19 protein-coding genes are annotated in these 20,039 nt (G+C 55.5%); 16 read left to right on the top strand and 3 right to left on the bottom strand.

From position 1 onward, the window contains the following. The first annotated feature begins 156 nt into the window (after positions 1-156). The 6 genes from WG891_RS21085 to WG891_RS21060 all read left to right on the top strand — a co-directional run bounded on the left by WG891_RS21085 (position 157) and on the right by WG891_RS21060 (position 7,667). Positions 157-1,185 carry an ABC transporter ATP-binding protein gene (locus WG891_RS21085; RefSeq protein WP_337264609.1) on the top strand — a complete coding sequence of 343 codons (1,029 nt, stop codon included), beginning with the start codon at positions 157-159 and terminating at the stop codon, positions 1,183-1,185. A gap of 7 nt (positions 1,186-1,192) precedes the next feature. Continuing rightward, positions 1,193-2,131: an ABC transporter permease gene (locus tag WG891_RS21080; protein WP_443006289.1), complete on the top strand. Its 939-nt coding sequence runs from the start codon at positions 1,193-1,195 to the stop codon at positions 2,129-2,131. Then, positions 2,121-2,927 carry an ABC transporter permease gene (locus WG891_RS21075; protein ID WP_337264607.1) on the top strand — a complete coding sequence of 269 codons (807 nt, stop codon included), beginning with the start codon at positions 2,121-2,123 and terminating at the stop codon, positions 2,925-2,927. The genes WG891_RS21080 and WG891_RS21075 overlap by 11 nt, the downstream gene beginning before the upstream one ends. Before the next feature lie 38 nt (positions 2,928-2,965). Next, a complete protein-coding gene (patD, locus tag WG891_RS21070) occupies positions 2,966-4,390 on the top strand; it encodes an aminobutyraldehyde dehydrogenase (protein ID WP_337264606.1) in 1,425 nt (474 codons plus the stop codon). A gap of 188 nt (positions 4,391-4,578) precedes the next feature. Continuing rightward, a complete protein-coding gene (locus tag WG891_RS21065; RefSeq protein ID WP_337264605.1) occupies positions 4,579-6,486 on the top strand; it encodes an NAD(P)/FAD-dependent oxidoreductase in 1,908 nt (635 codons plus the stop codon). Continuing rightward, the gene (locus WG891_RS21060) at positions 6,483-7,667 is read left to right on the top strand and encodes a c-type cytochrome (RefSeq protein WP_337264604.1); all 1,185 of its coding nucleotides are present in this window, start codon (positions 6,483-6,485) and stop codon (positions 7,665-7,667) included. The genes WG891_RS21065 and WG891_RS21060 overlap by 4 nt, the downstream gene beginning before the upstream one ends. 40 nt (positions 7,668-7,707) lie before the next feature. Here WG891_RS21060 and hmpA read toward each other — a convergent pair whose 3' ends face one another. After that, positions 7,708-8,898 (bottom strand): NO-inducible flavohemoprotein, encoded by a 1,191-nt coding sequence (hmpA, locus tag WG891_RS21055; protein WP_337264603.1) that lies wholly within the window; start codon positions 8,896-8,898, stop codon positions 7,708-7,710. A 305-nt stretch (positions 8,899-9,203) separates the two neighbouring features. On the opposite strand from hmpA, the gene glyA reads away from it, so the two are divergent. Continuing rightward, entirely contained in the window at positions 9,204-10,457 is a 1,254-nt protein-coding gene (gene glyA / locus WG891_RS21050) for a serine hydroxymethyltransferase (RefSeq protein ID WP_337264602.1), read from the top strand. Positions 10,458-10,617: 160 nt separating this feature from the next. Beyond that, positions 10,618-11,760: a 3-phenylpropionate MFS transporter gene (locus WG891_RS21045; protein ID WP_337264601.1), complete on the top strand. Its 1,143-nt coding sequence runs from the start codon at positions 10,618-10,620 to the stop codon at positions 11,758-11,760. On the opposite strand, the gene csiE is transcribed toward WG891_RS21045, so the two are convergent. Then, positions 11,757-13,010: a stationary phase inducible protein CsiE gene (csiE, locus tag WG891_RS21040; RefSeq protein ID WP_337264600.1), complete on the bottom strand. Its 1,254-nt coding sequence runs from the start codon at positions 13,008-13,010 to the stop codon at positions 11,757-11,759. The genes WG891_RS21045 and csiE overlap by 4 nt on opposite strands. 145 nt (positions 13,011-13,155) lie before the next feature. Between csiE and WG891_RS21035 the strand changes: the two genes are divergently transcribed. Then, positions 13,156-13,824 carry a DUF1007 family protein gene (locus tag WG891_RS21035; RefSeq protein ID WP_337264599.1) on the top strand — a complete coding sequence of 223 codons (669 nt, stop codon included), beginning with the start codon at positions 13,156-13,158 and terminating at the stop codon, positions 13,822-13,824. Continuing rightward, the gene (locus WG891_RS21030) at positions 13,815-14,831 is read left to right on the top strand and encodes a nickel/cobalt transporter (RefSeq protein WP_337264598.1); all 1,017 of its coding nucleotides are present in this window, start codon (positions 13,815-13,817) and stop codon (positions 14,829-14,831) included. Before WG891_RS21035 ends, WG891_RS21030 begins: the two co-directional genes overlap by 10 nt. A 64-nt stretch (positions 14,832-14,895) precedes the next feature. On the opposite strand, the gene suhB is transcribed toward WG891_RS21030, so the two are convergent. After that, on the bottom strand, positions 14,896-15,699 hold the full coding sequence (gene suhB / locus WG891_RS21025; protein WP_156293388.1) for an inositol-1-monophosphatase: 804 nt from the start codon (positions 15,697-15,699) through the stop codon (positions 14,896-14,898). A gap of 242 nt (positions 15,700-15,941) precedes the next feature. Here suhB and trmJ point away from each other — a divergent pair, with 242 nt between their 5' ends. The 6 genes from trmJ to hscB all read left to right on the top strand — a co-directional run bounded on the left by trmJ (position 15,942) and on the right by hscB (position 20,037). Beyond that, a complete protein-coding gene (gene trmJ, locus WG891_RS21020; RefSeq protein WP_337264597.1) occupies positions 15,942-16,676 on the top strand; it encodes a tRNA (cytosine(32)/uridine(32)-2'-O)-methyltransferase TrmJ in 735 nt (244 codons plus the stop codon). A 186-nt stretch (positions 16,677-16,862) separates the two neighbouring features. Next, positions 16,863-17,357 (top strand): Fe-S cluster assembly transcriptional regulator IscR, encoded by a 495-nt coding sequence (gene iscR, locus WG891_RS21015; protein WP_337264596.1) that lies wholly within the window; start codon positions 16,863-16,865, stop codon positions 17,355-17,357. Positions 17,358-17,412: 55 nt separating this feature from the next. Next, complete coding sequence (gene iscS / locus WG891_RS21010; protein WP_337264595.1) at positions 17,413-18,627, top strand: cysteine desulfurase; 1,215 nt, start codon at positions 17,413-17,415, stop codon at positions 18,625-18,627. Positions 18,628-18,651: 24 nt separating this feature from the next. Then, the gene (iscU, locus tag WG891_RS21005; protein WP_004952090.1) at positions 18,652-19,038 is read left to right on the top strand and encodes a Fe-S cluster assembly scaffold IscU; all 387 of its coding nucleotides are present in this window, start codon (positions 18,652-18,654) and stop codon (positions 19,036-19,038) included. A gap of 87 nt (positions 19,039-19,125) precedes the next feature. Then, positions 19,126-19,449, top strand: coding sequence for an iron-sulfur cluster assembly protein IscA (gene iscA, locus WG891_RS21000; protein ID WP_024913153.1), 324 nt, complete (start codon positions 19,126-19,128; stop codon positions 19,447-19,449). A 66-nt stretch (positions 19,450-19,515) separates the two neighbouring features. After that, complete coding sequence (gene hscB / locus WG891_RS20995) at positions 19,516-20,037, top strand: co-chaperone HscB (protein ID WP_337264594.1); 522 nt, start codon at positions 19,516-19,518, stop codon at positions 20,035-20,037. Positions 20,038-20,039 lie beyond the last annotated feature (2 nt).

The raw sequence follows: 20,039 nt of genomic DNA, 5'->3' as shown, positions 1-20,039 counted from the left end.
CGCGTGCATCAGAAAGCTGTTAACGATATTAAACGCGATGCTGCGAGATAATAGGCAATGGGTGACAAATTAATCATCACCCATTGACTTTAAACACAGCTGCTCTCCCTGTGGGAGAGGGTTGGGGTGAGGGGAAAGCAACGTGGAGCACATATCATGAGCATTGCCGTACAGTTTATCGATGTTTCGCGTATTTTCGGCGATGTTCGTGCCGTTGATCGGGTTTCTGTCGACATTCAGGATGGAGAGTTTTTTTCCATGCTCGGGCCTTCCGGTTCGGGCAAAACCACCTGCCTGCGTTTGATCGCCGGTTTTGAGCAACTCAGCTCTGGCTCGATTCGCATTCATGGGCAAGAGGCCGCCAATCTGCCGCCATACCAGCGTGATGTGAATACCGTATTTCAGGATTACGCACTGTTCCCACATATGTCAGTGTTGGAAAACGTCGCCTATGGGCTGATGGTAAAAGGCGTTGCTAAACGTGAACGGCTGGCGCGGGCACAGCAGGCGCTGGAAAGCGTGGCGCTGGGGTTTGCCGCCGAACGTAAGCCGGCACATCTTTCCGGCGGCCAACGCCAGCGTGTGGCACTGGCGCGTGCGCTGGTCAATCGCCCACGTGTGTTGCTGCTGGATGAACCTTTGGGCGCCCTGGACTTGAAGCTGCGTGAGCAGATGCAAGGGGAGCTGAAAAAGCTGCAACGCCAGTTGGGAATCACCTTTATTTTTGTCACTCACGATCAGAGCGAAGCGTTGTCGATGTCGGATCGTGTCGCGGTATTCAACAATGGCCGCATTGAACAAGTGGACTCACCGCGTGAGCTGTATATGCGGCCAAGAACGCCATTTGTTGCCGAGTTTGTTGGCACCTCCAATGTGGTGCGCAGCGATCTGGCGCAGCGCTTATTGGGGCAGAGCGCCACCTTCTCAATTCGCCCGGAACACATTCGCCTGCTGGATCACAGCGCGGCTGCGCAGGGGGAAATTCAGGTGCAGGGCACGTTGCAGGATATCCATTATCAGGGAGCGGCTACCCGTTACGAAATCGCCCTGAGCAGCGGGGAGAAATTGCTGGTCAGCCAGGCTAACCCGCAGTGGCAGGCGGCTGAACAGCAGCGCCTGATCGGCCAGCCGGTGACCGCCTGCTGGGCGCGTGAGGCCATGGTGCCGCTGCTGGAGGAGAGGTGAGATGGAGATGAGCATCGAGAATCCGGTTTCACAGGGCGGTAAAATCCGCGCACTTTCCACCTACCTGTACCGCAAGCCTACGCTGTATCTGCTGTTGCTGCTGGTGCCGCCGTTATTGTGGTTTGGTGCAGTCTATCTGGGGTCATTGCTGACGCTGCTATGGCAGGGGTTCTACACCTTTGATGACTTCACCATGACGGTGATGCCGGATCTGACCTTTGCCAACTTGCGCGCGCTGTTTAACCCCGCCAACTACGACATCATCGTACGCACGCTCACCATGGCGGTGCTGGTGTCGCTGGTCAGTGCGGTGCTGGCGTTTCCGATAGCTTATTACATGGCGCGTTACACCAGCGGCAAGGTGAAGGCGTTCTTTTATATCGCCGTGATGATGCCGATGTGGGCCAGCTATATCGTCAAAGCCTATGCCTGGACGCTGCTGCTGGCTAAAGATGGCGTAGCGCAATGGTTCCTGCAACATATGGGGCTGGAGCCGCTGTTGGCCGGGATCCTGAGCCTTCCCGGCGTGGGGGGGAATACGCTGTCCACCTCCGGCCTGGGGCGTTTTCTGGTGTTTGTCTATATCTGGCTGCCGTTCATGATCCTGCCGATCCAAGCCGCCTTAGAACGCTTACCCCCTTCGTTGTTGCATGCTTCTGCAGATCTCGGCGCTCGCCCGGCGCAGACGTTTCGTTATGTGATCTTGCCGCTGGCGGTGCCGGGGATTGCCGCCGGTTCGATTTTCACCTTCTCGCTGACGCTGGGGGACTTTATCGTACCGCAGCTGGTGGGCCCGCCGGGCTATTTTATCGGCAGCATGGTGTACGCCCAGCAAGGGGCGATCGGCAACATGCCGATGGCGGCGGCCTTTACCCTGGTGCCGATCGTGCTGATTGCGATTTATCTTTCCATTGTCAAACGCTTGGGGGCTTTCGATGCACTCTGAACGCGCGCCATTAGGGCTGAAACTGGCCGCCTGGGGCGGCCTGATCTTCCTGCACTTCCCGCTGGCGATTATCGCCATCTACGCCTTCAATACCGAAGAAGCGGCATTCAGCTTCCCGCCGCAGGGCTTGACGCTACGCTGGTTCAGCGTGGCCGCCGGGCGGCAGGATATTATTGATGCGGTGCTGCTTTCGGTGCAGATTGCCAGCCTGGCGACCGCCATTGCGCTGGTGTTGGGCACGTTGGCGGCCGCAGCGCTGTACCGCCGTGATTTCTTCGGTAAACAGAGTATTTCCTTGTTGCTGCTGTTGCCGATCGCCTTGCCAGGGATTGTCACCGGCATCGCGCTGCTGGCGGCCTTCAAGGCGCTGAATATCGAACCGGGGATCATGACCATTGTGATCGGCCACGCCACATTCTGCGTGGTGATCGTCTTCAACAACGTGATCGCCCGCTTCCGCCGGACTTCCCACAGTTTGATCGAAGCCTCGATGGATCTGGGTGCCGATGGTTGGCAAACCTTCCGCTATGTGATCCTGCCTAATCTCGGCTCGGCGCTGCTGGCGGGGGGCATGCTGGCGTTCGCCCTGTCATTCGATGAAATCATTGTGACCACCTTTACCGCCGGACATGAGCGCTCGCTGCCGCTGTGGCTGCTGAACCAACTGGGTCGGCCGCGCGATGTGCCGATCACCAACGTGGTGGCGCTGTCGGTGATGGTGCTGACCATGATCCCGATTCTGGGGGCTTACTACCTGACTAAAGGTGGGGAAAGCGTTGCGGGTAGTGGCAAGTAGCTTGAACTCTTACGTCCATTTTTTTAAAGGAAAACCTTATGCAAAGCCAACTGCTGATTAATGGCCAATTGATTGCGGGCCAAGGGGAGACGCTGCCGGTAGTGAACCCGGCGACGGGAGAGGTGATTGTGCAGGTGGCAGAGGCCAGTGCACAGCAGGTGGATCAGGCCGTATTGGCGGCTGATGTCGCGTTCGCTACCTGGGGGCAAACCACGCCGAAAGAGCGGGCCGAACATCTGCTGAAACTGGCTGATGTGATTGACGAGCACGCAGCGGCCTTCGCCGAGCTGGAGTCCCTCAACTGCGGCAAACCCTATCACTGTGTGCTGAATGATGAGCTGCCTGCGGTGGCCGATGTGTTCCGCTTCTTTGCCGGTGCCAGCCGTTGCCTGAGCGGGTTGGCCGCCGGTGAGTATCTGGCCGGGCATACCTCGATGATCCGCCGCGATCCGTTGGGCGTGGTGGCTTCGATCGCCCCTTGGAACTATCCACTGATGATGGCCGCCTGGAAGCTGGCACCGGCGCTGGCGGCGGGCAACTGTGTGGTCATCAAGCCTTCCGAGCAGACCCCGTTAACCACCTTCAAACTGGCAGAATTGGCGGCAGGTATTTTTCCGCCGGGGGTGCTGAACGTGTTGTTTGGCCGTGGGGCCAGCGTCGGTGATGTGCTGACGGGGCACAGCAAGGTACGTATGGTCTCGCTTACCGGCTCTATCGCGACCGGCGAACATATTATTGCCCACACCGCGCCAGGCATTAAGCGCACGCATATGGAACTGGGCGGAAAAGCTCCGGTGTTGGTGTTTGATGATGCCGATCTCGATCAGGTGGTGGAAGGGATTCGCACCTTTGGTTTTTACAATGCCGGGCAGGATTGCACCGCCGCCTGCCGCATTTATGCGCAGAAAGGCATTTATCCACGCCTGGTGCAAGCCCTGGGCGCCGCGGTAGCCAGCCTGAAAATTGGGCCGCCGGAAGACAGCAGCACCGAACTGGGGCCGTTGATCACCGCACAGCATCTGGAACGGGTGGTTGGCTTTGTTGAGCGGGCCAAAGCCTTGCCGCATGTGCAGGTGGTGACCGGCGGTGAGAAGGTGAATGGCCCAGGGTTTTATTTCCAGCCGACGCTGCTGGCCGGTGCTCGTCAGGAAGATGAAATTGTGCAGCGCGAAGTTTTCGGCCCGGTGGTAACGGTCACGCCGTTTGATGATGAAGCGCAGGTATTGGCCTGGGCAAATGATTCAAACTATGGCTTAGCCTCCTCGCTGTGGACGCGCGACGTTGGCCGCGCACATCGTCTGAGTGCGCGCTTGCAGTACGGCTGCACCTGGGTGAACACGCACTTTATGCTGGTCAGTGAAATGCCGCACGGGGGGCAGAAGCTGTCTGGCTACGGCAAAGATATGTCGATGTATGGGCTGGAGGATTACACCGTTATCCGCCATGTGATGTTTAAGCATTGATATATCCGTCATACTTCAAATTGCAGGTGTGTTGGCTTTGTTACTCGGCCCATGCTGGGCCAGCACAAGTGCTGTTCAAAAACGCGTTGCGTTCTTGTCCTGCAACTCGAATTATTTAGGGTATAAATTGAATTTTATCTGCAAAATAACGCGCTTTTCAGGCTGATAAAAAATGAAGGATGTCATGAATGGCTATCACTCGTCGTGATTTTCTCAATGGGGTGGCGATTAGCATCGCCGCCGGGTTAACGCCGATGCAAATTCTGCGAGCATCGCCGCAAACCGCCAACAAAACCCTCTATTATCCGCCCGCCATCACGGGCCTGCGGGGTAACCATCCCGGTTCATTTGAACATGCCCATCAGTTGGGCCGTGATGGCAAAGCGTTTGATTTTGGTTCGGTGCCCGTTGAGGAGGAGTTCGATCTGGTGGTGGTCGGAGCCGGCATCAGCGGCCTGGCCGCTGCCTGTTTCTGGCAGCAGATGAAAGGGCGACAACAGCGCATTTTGCTGCTTGATAACCATGATGACTTTGGCGGGCACGCCAAGCGCAATGAGTTCAGCAGCGAAAACGGCATGATCCTCGGGTACGGTGGCAGTGAGTCGCTGCAGTCACCGCGCTCCAACTTCAGCCCGGTGGCGCTGGGGCTGCTGCAGAAACTGGGCGTCAGCATCGATAATCTGGAAAAGGCGTTCGATAAAACTTTCTACCCGGATCTGAATCTGAGCCGTGGCGTTTACTTTGATCGCAAAAACTTTGGCGTCGACAAAGTGGTGAGTGGCGATCCGGGCCGGGTGGTAGCAGATGATATCCCGCGTGATCGCCTCAATGGCCGTTCCTATGAAGCGTTTATTGGGGATTTCCCGTTACCGGAAAGCGATCGGCAGGCGTTGATTGCGCTGCACACCGTTGACAAAGATTATTTGCCGGGGATGAGCCAGGAAGAAAAGGTCGACTGGCTGGATAAACACAGCTACAGCCAGTTCCTGCGTGAGAAAGTGGGGTTGAGCGAGATGGCCATCCGCTATTTCCAACAGGCTACCAATGATTTCCAGGCGGTAGGTATTGACGCCACCTCCTGCAGTGACGCGCGGATTTGCGACTTGCCGGGCCTGAACGGCATGAATCTGCCGCCGCTGGATGAAGAGTCACAGGCGGATCTCGACGATCCTTACGTGTTCCATTTCCCAGACGGCAATGCCTCGCTGGCACGCCTGATGGTGCGCCATCTGATCCCGGCTGTTGCTCCGGGTAACGATATGAACGATATCGTGATGGCGCAGTTTGATTACAGTCAGCTTGATCGTCCTGAATCGCCGGTGAAGCTGCGCTTGAGCAGCACAGGGCTGCATGTGGCTAACGTGGGTGATAAGGTGGAGGTGTCTTACATCAACGGGGTGAATGTTTCCAAGGTGCGTGCCGGGCAGGTGGTGATGGCCGGCTACAATATGATGATCCCTTATCTGGTACCGGAAATGCCGCAGGCGCAGCAGGAAGCGCTGAAGCAGAACGTGAAATCCCCCTTGGTGTACAGCAAGGTGGTGATCCGTAACTGGCAGCCGTTTATTAAGCTGGGTGTGCATGAGGTCTATTCCCCCACCGCGCCTTATAGCCGCGTCAAGTTGGACTATCCGGTGAGTATGGGGGGCTATCAGCATCCGCGCGATCCGAATCAGCCGATTGGCCTGCACATGGTGTATGTTCCTACTTTGGCGGGCAGCGGCCTCAGCCCGCGTGAGCAATCGCGTAAAGGGCGAGCCTTGCTGTTGGGAACCCCTTTTGAGGTCCATGAACAGATGATCCGTGAACAACTGCAGGGCATGCTGGGTGCTGCCGGGTTTGACCATCAGCGTGATATTCAGGCGATCACCGTTAACCGCTGGTCACATGGTTATTCGTACTTCCTCAATGGCATGTTTGATGATGAAGACGAAGCAAAAAAAATTATTGAAACGGCACGGCAGCCGATCGGCAAGATCGCGATTGCCAATTCAGACTCCGACTGGAGCCCGTATGCCAATTCGGCCATCGATCAGGCCTGGCGTGCAGTGAATGAACTGGCCTACGGCAAGGTTGCCGTTAAGGAGGGAGCATGAGTCTGCGCCCGCTGTATCTGATGTTGCTGTTGGCCGCAGGCTTGGCTCAGGCCATGTCTGCGGGGGAATACGTTGCCAAGGCGGGCGACTGCACCGCCTGCCATACCCTGCCAACTGGCAAACCCTTGGCCGGCGGGATGAAGTTCCCCACCCCTCTAGGGGATATCTATGCCACCAACATCACGCCCGATGCGGTGCACGGCATTGGGGCCTATAGCTTTGCAGAGTTCGACCGCGCGATGCGCCAAGGCATTGCCAAAGATGGCCACCGATTGTATCCGGCAATGCCCTACACCTCTTATGCCAAAATGAGCGCAGAGGATATGCGTGCACTGTATGACTACCTGATGCATGAGGTTACGGCGCAGCCCGTAGCCAACCGAGAAAGCGATATCAGTTGGCCGCTCTCTATGCGCTGGCCATTGGCGGTATGGAACAGCCTGTTCCATGAGGATCAACCCTATCAGGCAGATAGCAAGCAAAGCGCCGAGTGGAATCGTGGAGCCTATCTGGTGCAGGGGCTAGGCCACTGCGGCAGCTGTCATACGCCGCGCGGCTGGGCCATGCAGGAAAAAGGGCTGGACAGCAAAACGCCAGAGTTTTTGAGCGGGGCGGAGCTGGACGGTTGGTATGCACCGAGCCTACGTGGAATGAAGCAGGATGAGGTGGTCTCCCTGCTGAAAACCGGGCGCAGCCAGCATGCGGCGGTGGCTGGGCCGATGAGCGACGTGGTGACGCACAGTACCCAGTATCTCAGCGATGCCGATCTGAGCAGTATTGCGCTTTACCTGCATAGTTTGGCGGTGACAACGCCGAAAACAGCCAATGTGCCGTCTGCCGCTACCAGCGTGCTGGAAGCGGGCAGGCAGACCTATGCCACCTATTGCGTTACCTGCCACGGCGACTCAGGGCAGGGCAGCGATCGCGTGATTCCTGCTTTGGCTGGCAACTTGACGGTGACGGCAGAGAATCCGTTGACTGCGCTGCGCGTGGTACTGGAAGGTGCGCATACCCCAATTACTCAACAGGCCACTACCGTGATTATGCCAGGCTATGGCTGGACGTTGACCGATGCGGATGCTGCGGAGTTGATGAGTTACTTGCGCGGCAGTTGGGGCAATCAGGCTGCGCCAGTCACGGCCGATCAGGTGAAGGCGGCTCGTGCGTTGAAAGCACAGTAAAGCCACAGGGTGCGGTTGATGCCGCACCCTGACACCCTGCTTACAGCACTTTATGTGGGCCAAAGCATTCGTAGTGGATGTGCTCGGCTGCGACGCCCATTGCCAGCAACTGCTGGGCAACAAACTGCATAAACGACACCGGGCCACAGAAGTAGTAATGCATCTGCGGGTGATTCAGTGTGCTATGCAACGGGCTGAGATCCATCAAGCCGCGGCTGTGGTAGTCACGGCCAGCCACATCGTCAGCGCCAGGTTCGCGATACCAGACATGACGGCTCAGGTTTGGCATGCGCTCGGCGATCGCTGCCACTTCGCTGGCAAAGGCGTGAACCGCGCCGTTCTCTGCAGCATGCAGCCAATGAATCTCGCCCTGATGCTGCTTAGCGTACAGGCTATTGAGCATACCCAACATCGGTGTTTGGCCAACGCCAGCAGAAATCAGCGTCACCGGTGTGGTGGGCTCAACCTCCAGGAAGAAATCACCGTGTGGCGGCGCGACATGGATCACGTCACCTTCTTTGGCCTGCTGATGCAGGAAGTTGGAAACCGCGCCCTGATCCTCACGTTTTACCGCGATACGGTAATATTCACCGTTCGGCGCAGCAGTCAGCGAATATTGGCGTATTTCCTGATGCTCCAGGCTGGCATCGTTGATATACACCGCCAGATACTGGCCCGGTTTGAAATCAGCCACTTTGCCACCGTCTACCGGTGCCAACGTGAAGCTGCAAATGACCTCGCTTTCTGGCTGTTTTTTAACGATGCGGAACGCACGCAGATCGCGCCAGCCGCCGTGGTTCTTTTCACTTTCTTGGTAGATCTGGTCTTCACGCTGGATAAAAACGTTCGCTAACACACCATAGGCTTTGCCCCAGGCGTCCAGCACTTCCTGGCCTGGGCTGAGCATTTCGTCCAACGTGGCCAACAGATGGCTGCCGACAATCTGATACTGATCCGGTTGGATGTTGAAGCTGGCATGTTTCTGCGCGATGCGCTCCACCGCTGGCAGCAGTGCCGCCAGATTTTCCAGGTTGCTGGCGTAGGCGCAGATGGCATCAAACAACGCCTGACGCTGATCGCCGTTGCGCTGATTGCTCATATTGAAAATATCTTTCAATTCGGGGTGATGGGCAAACATGCGATCGTAGAAGTGGGCGGTGAGTTTCGGGCCGGTGGCGACGAGCAAAGGAATAGTGGATTTTACGGTGGCGATGGTTTGGCTATCCAGCATGGAAGCGCTCCTTAGGGTGATTTTAATGTTGCATTTAAAATGAATGTTATTGATTTCAACCGGGTTTGTAAATACCCGCGTTGATTGGCGTTTTATCGAACATGAACAAACCGCACAATTACCATGAGTAAAAGTCCGTTGCCAATAAAGGGGCATTGAGTAGCTCAAAGCCTTGCGCTGCCTAAAGCCAATCGTTTGCGTAAAAACCTCTGTCAAGACCTATCCTCGGCAGGGGGAAACAGTTTACACTGTTGCCCAGAACCCAAACGGGTAGTTATTTGGTGATTTAAGTCAGGAGATGCCGGATGTTAAAGCGTGAAATGAACATTGCTGATTATGATGCCGAACTGTGGGCAGCCATGGAGCAGGAAGTGGTGCGTCAGGAAGAGCATATTGAACTGATTGCGTCTGAGAACTACACCAGCCCGCGCGTGATGCAGGCTCAGGGGTCTCAACTGACCAACAAATACGCAGAAGGCTATCCGGGCAAGCGTTATTACGGCGGTTGCGAATACGTGGATATCGTTGAACAACTGGCGATCGATCGTGCCAAAGCGCTGTTCGGTGCAGATTACGCCAACGTTCAGCCGCACTCCGGCTCTCAGGCCAACTTTGCGGTTTATACCGCACTGCTGCAGCCGGGCGACACCATTCTGGGGATGAACCTGGCACATGGTGGCCACCTGACCCACGGCTCACCGGTCAACCTGTCCGGCAAACTGTATAACGTGGTGCCTTACGGCATCGACGAAAGCGGTCAGATCGACTATGACGATCTGGCAAAACAGGCGCAGAAGCACAAACCAAAAATGATCATCGGCGGCTTCTCGGCGTTCTCCGGCGTTGTTGATTGGGCAAAAATGCGTGAAATCGCCGACAGCATCGGTGCTTACCTGTTCGTCGATATGGCGCACGTGGCTGGCCTGATCGCGGCCGATGTCTATCCTAACCCGGTTCCTTACGCGCATGTTGTGACCACCACGACCCATAAAACCCTGGCGGGCCCACGTGGCGGCCTGATCCTGGCGAAGGGCGGTGATGAGGAGTTTTACAAGAAGCTGAACTCTGCCGTATTCCCGGGTGGCCAGGGCGGCCCGCTGATGCATGTGATCGCCGGTAAAGCGGTAGCGCTGAAAGAAGCGATGGAGCCTGAATTCAAGGTGTACCAGCAGAAAGTGGCGAGTAACGCTAAAGCGATGGTAGAAGTATTCCTGGCGCGTGGCTACAAAGTGGTTTCCGGCGGTACGCATAACCACCTGTTCCTGCTGGATCTGGTGGACAAAAACCTGACCGGTAAAGAAGCCGATGCCGCTCTGGGCCGTGCCAATATCACCGTTAACAAAAACAGCGTGCCAAACGATCCGAAGAGCCCGTTTGTGACTTCCGGTATTCGTATCGGTACTCCTGCAGTAACCCGTCGCGGCTTCCAGGAAGCCGATGTGCGTGAGCTGGCTGGCTGGATCTGTGACGTGCTGGATAACATCAACGACGAAGCCACTATCGAACGCACCAAGAAGAAAGTGCTCGATATCTGTGCGCGTCTGCCGGTTTACGCGTAATTACGCTGAGTGGCATACCGAGAAACCCGCTGCGGCGGGTTTTTTTACGCTTATTACAGGCAAACTGTGAACTCCTTTGCACTCTAACCCTTTGAGTGTGAATGAGGATTGCTACAGTGTGTGAGCTCTGTCAAAGTATTGCCCTCATCCCGGAGGGAACATGGTTCTGCAATCAACGCGTTGGCTCGCTCTCAGCTATTTCACCTACTTTTTTGCTTATGGCATTTTTCTTCCGTTCTGGAGTGTTTGGCTAAACGGCGAAGGTATCCCGCCGGAAACTATCGGCATCTTGCTGGGGGCCGGGCTGGTGGCGCGTTTCCTGGGTAGCCTGCTGATTGCGCCGCGCGTCAAGGATCCTTCCCATTTAGTCACCGCATTGCGTCTTTTAGCCTTGTTGACGTTGGCATGCGCCATTGGCTTCTGCTTTGGTAACGGCTGGGCCTGGCTGATGTTGGTGATTGCCGGTTTCAACCTGTTTTTCTCCCCGCTGGTCCCCTTGACCGATGCGTTGGCCGCCACCTGGCAGCGGCAGATCACGCTGGATTATGGCCGAGTGCGGCTATGGGGATCGCTGGCCTTTGTGATCGGTTCGGCGTTGACCGGCAAGCTGGTTTCCGTCTGGGGCCATAACGCGATTTTGTACAGTTTGCTGTTCAGCCTGTTGGCGATGCTGCTGGGGATGTTGCTGAGGCCCAGTGTGATGCCGCGGGGGGAAGCTCGAGTGCAGAGTGACGCGGCTCGTTCCTGGCGTGAACTGCTCACTGAAGGGCCGGTATGGCGCTTTCTGCTGTGCGTCACTCTGCTGCAAGGGGCTCATGCTGCTTACTACAGCTTTGCTTCTATCTATTGGCAAGAGGCGGGGTACTCTGCGGCGACCATTGGCTACCTGTGGTCGCTGGGCGTGGTGGCCGAAGTGATTATCTTTGCCAGCAGCAATTTCCTGTTTCGCCGCTGGAATGCGCGTAACCTGCTGCTGCTTTCGGCGCTGTGTGGCCTGCTGCGCTGGGGCCTGATGGCTTCTACCACTGAACTCGGTGGCTTGTTGCTGATGCAGGTGCTGCACTGCGGTACTTTCACCGTTTGCCATCTGGCGGCGATGCGTTTTATCGCGGCACGCCAGGGGGCAGAAGTGATCCGCTTGCAGGCGGTTTACTCTGGCTTGGCGATGGGCGGCGGAATCGCGATCATGACCGTGTTGGCTGGCTTCCTGTTTGAGCACTTACAGGGCGGGGTATTCTGGGTGATGGCGGCAGTGGTGGTGCCAGCGTTGTTTATCCGCCCACCGGCTGCCAGCAGTCGCTAAGGCTTTTCCAGCAGCGCACGCAGCGCTTTGCGCTGCTGGCGAGTCAACGGCAGTGCGATCTGCACCAGCCCCCGATCTTCCACTGCATAGGGGCTGATCACCAAAGGGGTCCCCGGCGGCGCGCCAGAATGCAGGTAATCTGCCAACGGTAGATATTTGATATTAAGCGGCAACAGCGTCAGTTCGCGGAGCTGATATTCTACATCCTCTTCCAACTGCGGATCATTATGCGTCAGCAGCAGGAGTTGCTTTTCCTGCAGCGCATTCCCCTGCATCAGCCAGGCGCCAAAGCTGATAGCGACCAATCCAGCCTCTTCCCGTGAAAATCGAATGTCATACTCCTGTTCCAGCGGGGCTAAGGCTTGCTGTGTAGTACGCATCAAACGTGGATATTTGCGTACCACCTCTTCCAGTAGCAGATTGTCGATACCAATAGCAAAACGACAGCGTTCTATAGCCGGAGCCAAGTGGGCGAACAGTTGGCTGATGAGTTCTTCCCTGCTGCTGAAGTTCATGCCAGAGATGTGCTGAAATCGTTCCACCATGTGCTCAATGGCGGCCAGCAGACGTCGATCTTCCGCTGAGTCGCTGCTTTGATAGCTGTGTTTTTTCAGCATGATCAGCGTCAGTACCAGAAAATCGCACTCGCACGTATTTACGGGGTGGCTGAACAACCGGCTCAGCGCTTGATGCAGCTCGGTGGCGGCAGGTTGCTCCGGTTTGCACTGTAACCATTGATGCTGAACCGCATCGAAATCGGGGTGATGCTGGTGTTGGCTATCCCAAGCGCAATAGCACAGATAATGTTGCAACAGTTGCCGATCGCGCTGTTCGAAACAACGATTAAGCCATTGTTCACACTGGTTAATGCACCCTTCCAGCTCGGGCATTTGCTGGGGATGCAGCGACACGGCCTGCCACAGTCGCGGGCCAAAATGTTGTTCGACAAATTCCGGGCTGCAACGCAAGGCACGCCGCAGCCAGTGCAGCAGGCAAAGGCGCTGGTTGAGCGTACTTCCCAGAATCTGGTAGCCATCAGCGGCATTACCGCAGATTTCCAGGTGGTGGAAACGCTGGATTTCACTGGCAACCTCGGCTATATCTTGCCGAGCAGTGGGGAGGTCGACGCCATTGATTCGGCTGATAGTCTCCAGTTGCACTGTGGGCAGCGGCGTATACAACATCAGTAGCAGATGGCAGCGCCGTTGTTGACCGGAGAGCTCAGGCACAGAAGAAGTGTCTAGGCTCATATCACCTTCTGGAAGGTTATGTTTAAATTCTGCTTAAGCATAGCAAAAGGCATCGTGGCGGCGCGGCTGTTGCCCCTGGTTTTATCTCGGCTTACCACTTTCGTCACAGTTCTGCCGTGCTTTACGGCTCGTTGAAGCGTGGTTTATGTTACTTTATAACAAGAATGAGTATGATTTGATGATGAAACTACGTGGCCTGTTGGCCGGTTTGTTAAGCTTGTGCAGCGTGGGTGTGTTGGCCCACCCACACAGTTTTATCGATATGAACACCACCTTTGTGGCGAAAGATCAGAAACTGGTCGGTTTGAAAATGGTTTGGGTTATGGATGAAATCACCTCGGCAGATCTGCTGTATGACGCAGAAAATGCCAAAAGCGACTCGGAAATCTGGAAGAAACTGGCGGCAGAGGTGATGGCCAACGTGCTGGGGCAGCACTATTTCACCGATATTTATCGCGACGGTAAACCGGTGAAGTATCTGAATTTGCCGACGGAATACCATCTTTCTCGTCAGGGGCATAAAGCCGTGTTGGAGTTTGTGTTGCCGCTGGCCGAACCGCAGGCGTTGGCCGGTAAGCCGTTTGAGATTTCCACCTACGATCCGACCTATTTTGTCGATATGGCCTATCAGGATAAGCAAGCGCTGCACTTGCCGCCAGACATGGCTCAGCGGTGCAAATTCAGCCTGGTTACGCCAAAGCCGGATTCATCATTGCAGGCTTATGCTTTATCTCTCGATAAAAACGATGCCCCTGCTGAAGATCTGGCGCTGGGGCAGCAGTTTGCGCAGCGGGTGACGTTGCAATGTCAGTAAACCTCATTCCGCCTGCTAAACGCCATTGGCTGTTTAGCCTGTGGCCACTGTGGTTGCTGTTTATCGCTTTGGCGGCAGGTGCGCAACTGGCGTGGCAGTATTGGCCCCAGTTGTTGACGCAAAGCGTGGTGTGGCAAAAAGAGCTGCATCAGCAAATGGCCGCCTTGTTGCAACAGGTTAAAGCAACGCCGCAGCAGGCCGGGCTGGCATTGATGCTGTTCAGCTTGAGTTACGGTGTGCTGCATGCGCTCGGGCCGGGCCACGGCAAGGTGGTGATCGCCACTTATCTGGCAACCCATCCGACGCGGCTGAAAAGCAGCTTGCAGCTGACGTTTGCCGCTTCTCTGCTGCAAGGGGTGGTGGCGATTGCTTTGGTTACGTTGCTACTGGTGGTGTTGCAGCTCTCATCGCGTCAACTGCATCAAAGCAGTTTCTGGCTGGAGAAAGGCAGCTTTATTCTGGTGATGTTGCTGGGGGGATTGCTGAGCTGGCGGGCGCTGAAACGTTTATATCAGGCAGTGAAAGCCATGCGGCCAGCGCCTGCGCTGCGTATTAGCAGTTTCCAACCGCTGCCAGCCGAACATGTTCACAGTGCTCACTGTGGTTGCGGGCATCGGCATTTACCCAGTGATGCTGAACTGCAGGCGGGTAATGATTGGCGCACCCGAACGGCGATCGTGCTGGCGATGGGCATGCGGCCATGTTCCGGCGCAATTCTGGTGTTGCTGTTTTCTAAGGTGATTGGCGTATTTACCTGGGGCATTCTTTCGGCGCTGGCGATGGCCCTTGGCACATCGTTAACCATTTCTGCACTGGCGTTGTTTGTGCATTACAGCCGCAAACTGGCGATGCGTATCAGCCGCCAACGTGCGCCAACGGCTTGGAGCGCGCTGGCCTGGGGAGCGTTGGCGTTGGCTGGCGGGCTTATCCTGTTATTCGCCGGAGTGTTGCTCTACGTTAGCGCGCAGCCGGAATTGGGAGGCGGCATCCGTCCTTTCGCCCGTTAGCGGGCATAAAAAACGCTGCGTGTGCAGCGTTTTCCCGATCGTTCAGTCAGTTGAACCCGCGATCTTAGCGCTTCAGCGCTTCGCTCAACTCTTCACGCATGGCAGACAGCAACGCCTTCACTACACGCGGGTTACCGGCAACCACGTTGCCTGAGCTCAGGTGGTTGTGGCCACCAACAAAATCGGTCACCAGGCCGCCAGACTCGCGAACCAGCAGTTCACCAGCGGCGAAATCCCAAGGCTTCAGGCCGATCTCAAAGAAGCCGTCAACGCGGCCGGCGGCAACGTAAGCCAGATCCAGCGCTGCAGAACCGGTGCGGCGGAAGTCGGCACATTGGGTGAACAGTTTACCCAGCACATTGATGTACGCCGGTGCATGCTGTTTAACTTTGAATGGGAAGCCAGTGGCAAGAATGGTGCCATCCAGATCTTTGGCATTGGTGCCGCGCAGACGGTAACCGTTGAGCTGTGCGCCCTGGCCACGGGTGGCGGTGAACAGTTCATTACGCATTGGATCGTAGACTACCGCAACTTCGGTGCGGCCTTTGATGCGCACGGCGATAGATACTGAGAAATGGGGGAAACGTTTGATGAAGTTGGCGGTGCCATCCAGTGGATCAATTACCCATTGTACGTCCTGATCAACGCCGGTTAATTCACCGCACTCTTCACCAATGATGGTGTGTTGTGGGTAAGATTTACGGATGATGTCGATGATCAGATGCTCTGCATCGCGATCGACGTTAGTGACAAAGTCGTTTGACCCTTTTTGTGTCGCTTCTACAGCGTCTGGGGTTTCGTAATTTTTGACAATCAGGTTACCGGCCTTGCGCGCAGCGCGCACGGCGATAGTCAGCATCGGATGCATGGGTATCTTCCACAGGATGTTAAAGAACAGGAAACGGCGCGGAGTATAGCAGGTGTTCGGCAAAATACCTAATCCCCTTCATCCTTCACGCTGCCTCTTTGTTGGCATCCTTGTTCACCCCTGTCACTGACTTGAGCAAGCTCCTGGGCCTTCACTGTATTGCCGCTTCGATGCAACTCGAATGATTTTGGCGATATAGCTGTGTTAGAATGCTACGATTTTCCGCTACGCTCAGAGTTTGTATGCTGCACAATATCCGCATTATCCTGGTTGAAACCTCCCATACCGGTAACATGGGCTCGACTGCCCGTGCGATGAAAACCATGGGGTTAACCAATCTTTATCTGGTTAATCCGTTGGTGAAGCCGGACTCACAGGCGATCGCGCTGGCGGCGGGTGCCAGCGATGTTATTGGTAATGCCACCCTCGTTGATACCTTTGATGAAGCGATTGCCGGTTGCAGCCTGGTCGTGGGCACCAGTGCGCGTTCGCGTACCTTGCCTTGGCCGATGCTGGAACCCCGTGAATGCGGTGAGCGTGCCATACAGGAAGGGGAGCAGGGGCCGGTTGCCCTGGTGTTTGGCCGTGAGCGTGTCGGCTTAACCAATGATGAATTGCAGAAATGTCATTATCATGTGGCCATTCCAGCCAACCCGCATTACAGCTCGTTGAATCTGGCGATGGCGGTGCAGATCCTGGCATATGAAGTGCGCGTTGCTTATCTTGCGCGCCAGCAGCAGGGCGTTCCGCCGCAGGAAGAGGCACCTTATCCGCTGGTGGACGATCTTGAGCGTTTTTATCAGCACCTGGAGCAGACGCTGCTGCATACCGGCTTTATCCGTGCTACACATCCGGGGCAGGTGATGAGCCGTTTGCGGCGTTTATTTACCCGGGCACGCCCAGAAGCGCAAGAGCTGAATATTTTGCGTGGGATGCTGACGTCGATCGAAAAACAGGATAAACATCAAGGTAATTAATGGTCATGCCGCTTGAGCAATAGCATTATTTATCCGATGGTTATAAGATGCATTTTATATGCATTAGATTCAGCAAAGCACAAAATGGACTAATACTTGAGTAAATTACTAGGTTAAATAGTTGACTGTATTACTCAGGAATGTCAAACTTTCGGCCATGTTTGACCAACAGGTAACCATTTAGCTATGAGACTGACATCCAAAGGCCGTTATGCCGTAACCGCCATGCTCGACGTAGCATTGCATTCCCAGGAAGGGCCAGTACCATTGGCGGATATTTCTGAACGCCAGGGTATCTCGCTCTCTTATCTGGAACAATTATTTTCCCGTCTGCGTAAGAATGGCCTGGTGGCCAGCGTACGCGGGCCGGGCGGTGGTTATCTGCTGGGCAGAAACGCGGGTGAGATCGCGGTAGGCGCGGTGATCACGGCCGTTGATGAGTCGGTAGACGCTACCCGTTGCCAGGGCAAAGAAGGCTGCCAGGGCGGCGATCGTTGTCTGACCCATACCCTGTGGCGCGATCTGAGCGAGCGCATCAGCGGGTTCCTGAATAACATTACGCTGGCTGAACTGGTCAACAACCAGGAAGTGCTGGACGTGGCAGATCGTCAAAATAACGATACGCGCCGAACGGCCAATGGCCGAGTGCAAGAAACGATCAACGTTAATCTGCGCGCATAAGCAGCTGGCGATAAATTTATTCGTTTTTGGAAGTGATGTACGGAGCACAAGAGCAATGAAATTACCGATTTATCTGGACTACTCGGCAACCACTCCGGTCGATCCGCGTGTTGCTGAGAAGATGATGCAGTTTTTGACCCTGGACGGTACTTTCGGCAACCCAGCCTCCCGCTCCCACCGTTTCGGGTGGCAGGCGGAAGAAGCGGTCGATATCGCCCGCAACCAGATCGCTGAACTGGTTGGCGCTGACCCACGTGAGATCGTGTTCACTTCTGGGGCTACCGAATCCGATAACCTGGCGATCAAAGGCGCAGCCAATTTTTATCAGAAGAAAGGCAAGCACGTCATCACCAGCAAAACCGAACATAAAGCGGTGCTGGACACCTGCCGCCAGCTTGAGCGCGAAGGTTTTGAAGTCACCTACCTGGCACCGCAGAGCAACGGGATTATCGACCTCAAAGAACTCGAAGCAGCGATGCGTGAAGACACTATTCTGGTTTCCATCATGCATGTGAACAACGAAATCGGCGTAGTGCAGGATATCGAAGCCATCGGCGAAATGTGCCGTGCGCGCGGTATCATCTACCATGTGGATGCTACCCAGAGCGTGGGTAAATTACCGATCGATCTGAGTAAACTGAAAGTCGATCTGATGTCTTTCTCAGGTCACAAGATCTACGGCCCGAAAGGTATCGGTGCGCTGTACGTGCGTCGTAAGCCGCGTATCCGTATCGAAGCCCAGATCCACGGCGGTGGCCATGAGCGCGGCATGCGTTCCGGCACCTTGCCAGTTCACCAGATCGTCGGCATGGGCGAAGCCTATCGCATTGCCAAAGAAGAAATGGCGAGTGAGATGGCGCGCTTGCGTACCTTGCGCGATCGTCTGTGGAACGGCGTGAAAGATATGGAAGAAGTGTATCTGAACGGCGATCTGGAGCAGGGTGCTCCGAACATTCTCAACGTCAGCTTTAACTATGTTGAAGGTGAGTCGCTGATCATGGCGCTGAAAGATCTGGCGGTTTCTTCAGGTTCTGCCTGTACTTCTGCCAGCCTTGAACCTTCCTATGTGCTGCGTGCGCTGGGTATGAGTGATGAGTTAGCGCACAGCTCGATCCGTTTCTCTCTGGGGCGTTTCACCACGGAAGAAGAGATCGACTACACCATTTCGCTGGTGCGTAAATCCATCGGCCGTCTGCGCGATCTCTCCCCGCTGTGGGAAATGTTCAAGCAGGGCGTGGATATCAACAGCATCGAATGGGCACATCATTAATTCTCAGGATTCAGGAGCAACGTCATGGCTTACAGCGAAAAAGTAATCGATCACTACGAAAACCCACGTAACGTGGGATCCTTTGACAACGAAGATCCTACCGTCGGTAGCGGCATGGTCGGGGCTCCGGCCTGCGGCGACGTGATGAAGCTGCAGATCAAGGTCAACAACGAAGGCATTATCGAAGATGCCCGTTTCAAAACTTACGGCTGCGGTTCTGCTATCGCCTCCAGCTCGCTGGTGACCGAATGGATGAAAGGCAAGTCGCTTGATCAGGCTGAAGCGATCAAAAATACCCAGATCGCCGAAGAGCTGGAGTTGCCGCCGGTTAAAATTCACTGCTCGATCCTGGCCGAAGACGCCATCAAAGCAGCCATTGCCGACTACAAAAGCAAACACAGCGCTAAGTAATTTTTTGAGTGATACCCGATCGATTTCCAGCCGCCGTTAACGGCGGCATGGGTGAAAGCCGGAGGGTATATTGAGTGTGAGGTTGTTATGTCGATTACTATGAGCGACAGCGCTGCACAGCGTGTTCAGGCGTTTTTGAATCACCGTGGCAAAGGTCTTGGCTTGCGCTTGGGAGTGCGGACTTCTGGCTGTTCCGGGATGGCGTATGTGCTCGAATTTGTTGATGAAACGAACGATGACGACATCGTTTTTGAAGACAAAGGTGTCAAGGTGATCATTGACGGCAAGAGCCTGGTCTACCTTGATGGCACTGAACTTGATTTCGTCAAGGAAGGCCTGAACGAAGGTTTCAAGTTCAACAACCCGAACGTCTCAAGCGAGTGTGGCTGCGGCGAAAGTTTCAACGTCTGACACTCCATCGTGCTCCCCCGCAGCGCGGGGGAACCTTAACCATCACGATAACGCCCAGAGCACGCTATGGATTACTTTACTTTATTCGGGCTACCGGTTCGCTATAGCGTGGACGGTAGCTTGCTGACCTCGCGCTACCAGGACTTGCAGCGCCAATTTCATCCCGATCGCAATGCCCTCCAGCCTGAACGTGAACGCCTGATGGCGTTGCAGCAGGCGGCAACCATCAATGAAGCCTACCACTCGCTGAAGCACCCGTTAAAACGCGCGGAGTATATGTTATCTTTGCACGGCTTTGATTTGCGCAACGAGCAGCACACGATGCGTGATACCGCGTTTCTGATGGAGCAGTTGGAACTGCGTGAAGAGCTGGATGCGATTGAACGCCAGCCCGATGCGGAAAGCGCGCTCACGGCTTTCGCCGCGCGCCTGAGCGAGGCATTTAAGCGGCGCAGTGCGCAGATGGTGCAGGAACTGGATAACGAGCAGTGGCCGCAAGCCGCTGATAGCGTGCGTAAATTACGTTTTTTGGACAAACTTCAGCAGCAGGTTGAACAACTCGAAGAAAAATTGCTGGGTTTTGAGTAATA

Source organism: Serratia sp. MMO-28 (assembly GCF_037199905.1).
GTDB lineage: Bacteria > Pseudomonadota > Gammaproteobacteria > Enterobacterales > Enterobacteriaceae > Chania > Chania oryzae.
This window is presented reverse-complemented; position numbering and strand designations above follow the sequence as displayed.

Coding starts and splice junctions, on each gene's coding strand:
- WG891_RS21075 (WP_337264607.1), top strand. CDS start 2,121: ATGCACTCTGAACGCGCGCCATTAGGGCTGAAACTGGCCGCCTGGGGC.
- trmJ (WP_337264597.1), top strand. CDS start 15,942: ATGCTGCACAATATCCGCATTATCCTGGTTGAAACCTCCCATACCGGT.
- iscR (WP_337264596.1), top strand. CDS start 16,863: ATGAGACTGACATCCAAAGGCCGTTATGCCGTAACCGCCATGCTCGAC.
- hscB (WP_337264594.1), top strand. CDS start 19,516: ATGGATTACTTTACTTTATTCGGGCTACCGGTTCGCTATAGCGTGGAC.
- iscS (WP_337264595.1), top strand. CDS start 17,413: ATGAAATTACCGATTTATCTGGACTACTCGGCAACCACTCCGGTCGAT.
- WG891_RS21080 (WP_443006289.1), top strand. CDS start 1,193: ATGAGCATCGAGAATCCGGTTTCACAGGGCGGTAAAATCCGCGCACTT.
- iscA (WP_024913153.1), top strand. CDS start 19,126: ATGTCGATTACTATGAGCGACAGCGCTGCACAGCGTGTTCAGGCGTTT.
- csiE (WP_337264600.1), bottom strand. CDS start 13,010: ATGAGCCTAGACACTTCTTCTGTGCCTGAGCTCTCCGGTCAACAACGG.
- WG891_RS21060 (WP_337264604.1), top strand. CDS start 6,483: ATGAGTCTGCGCCCGCTGTATCTGATGTTGCTGTTGGCCGCAGGCTTG.
- patD (WP_337264606.1), top strand. CDS start 2,966: ATGCAAAGCCAACTGCTGATTAATGGCCAATTGATTGCGGGCCAAGGG.
- WG891_RS21045 (WP_337264601.1), top strand. CDS start 10,618: ATGGTTCTGCAATCAACGCGTTGGCTCGCTCTCAGCTATTTCACCTAC.
- WG891_RS21030 (WP_337264598.1), top strand. CDS start 13,815: ATGTCAGTAAACCTCATTCCGCCTGCTAAACGCCATTGGCTGTTTAGC.
- suhB (WP_156293388.1), bottom strand. CDS start 15,699: ATGCATCCGATGCTGACTATCGCCGTGCGCGCTGCGCGCAAGGCCGGT.
- glyA (WP_337264602.1), top strand. CDS start 9,204: ATGTTAAAGCGTGAAATGAACATTGCTGATTATGATGCCGAACTGTGG.
- hmpA (WP_337264603.1), bottom strand. CDS start 8,898: ATGCTGGATAGCCAAACCATCGCCACCGTAAAATCCACTATTCCTTTG.
- WG891_RS21065 (WP_337264605.1), top strand. CDS start 4,579: ATGGCTATCACTCGTCGTGATTTTCTCAATGGGGTGGCGATTAGCATC.
- WG891_RS21085 (WP_337264609.1), top strand. CDS start 157: ATGAGCATTGCCGTACAGTTTATCGATGTTTCGCGTATTTTCGGCGAT.
- iscU (WP_004952090.1), top strand. CDS start 18,652: ATGGCTTACAGCGAAAAAGTAATCGATCACTACGAAAACCCACGTAAC.
- WG891_RS21035 (WP_337264599.1), top strand. CDS start 13,156: ATGTTACTTTATAACAAGAATGAGTATGATTTGATGATGAAACTACGT.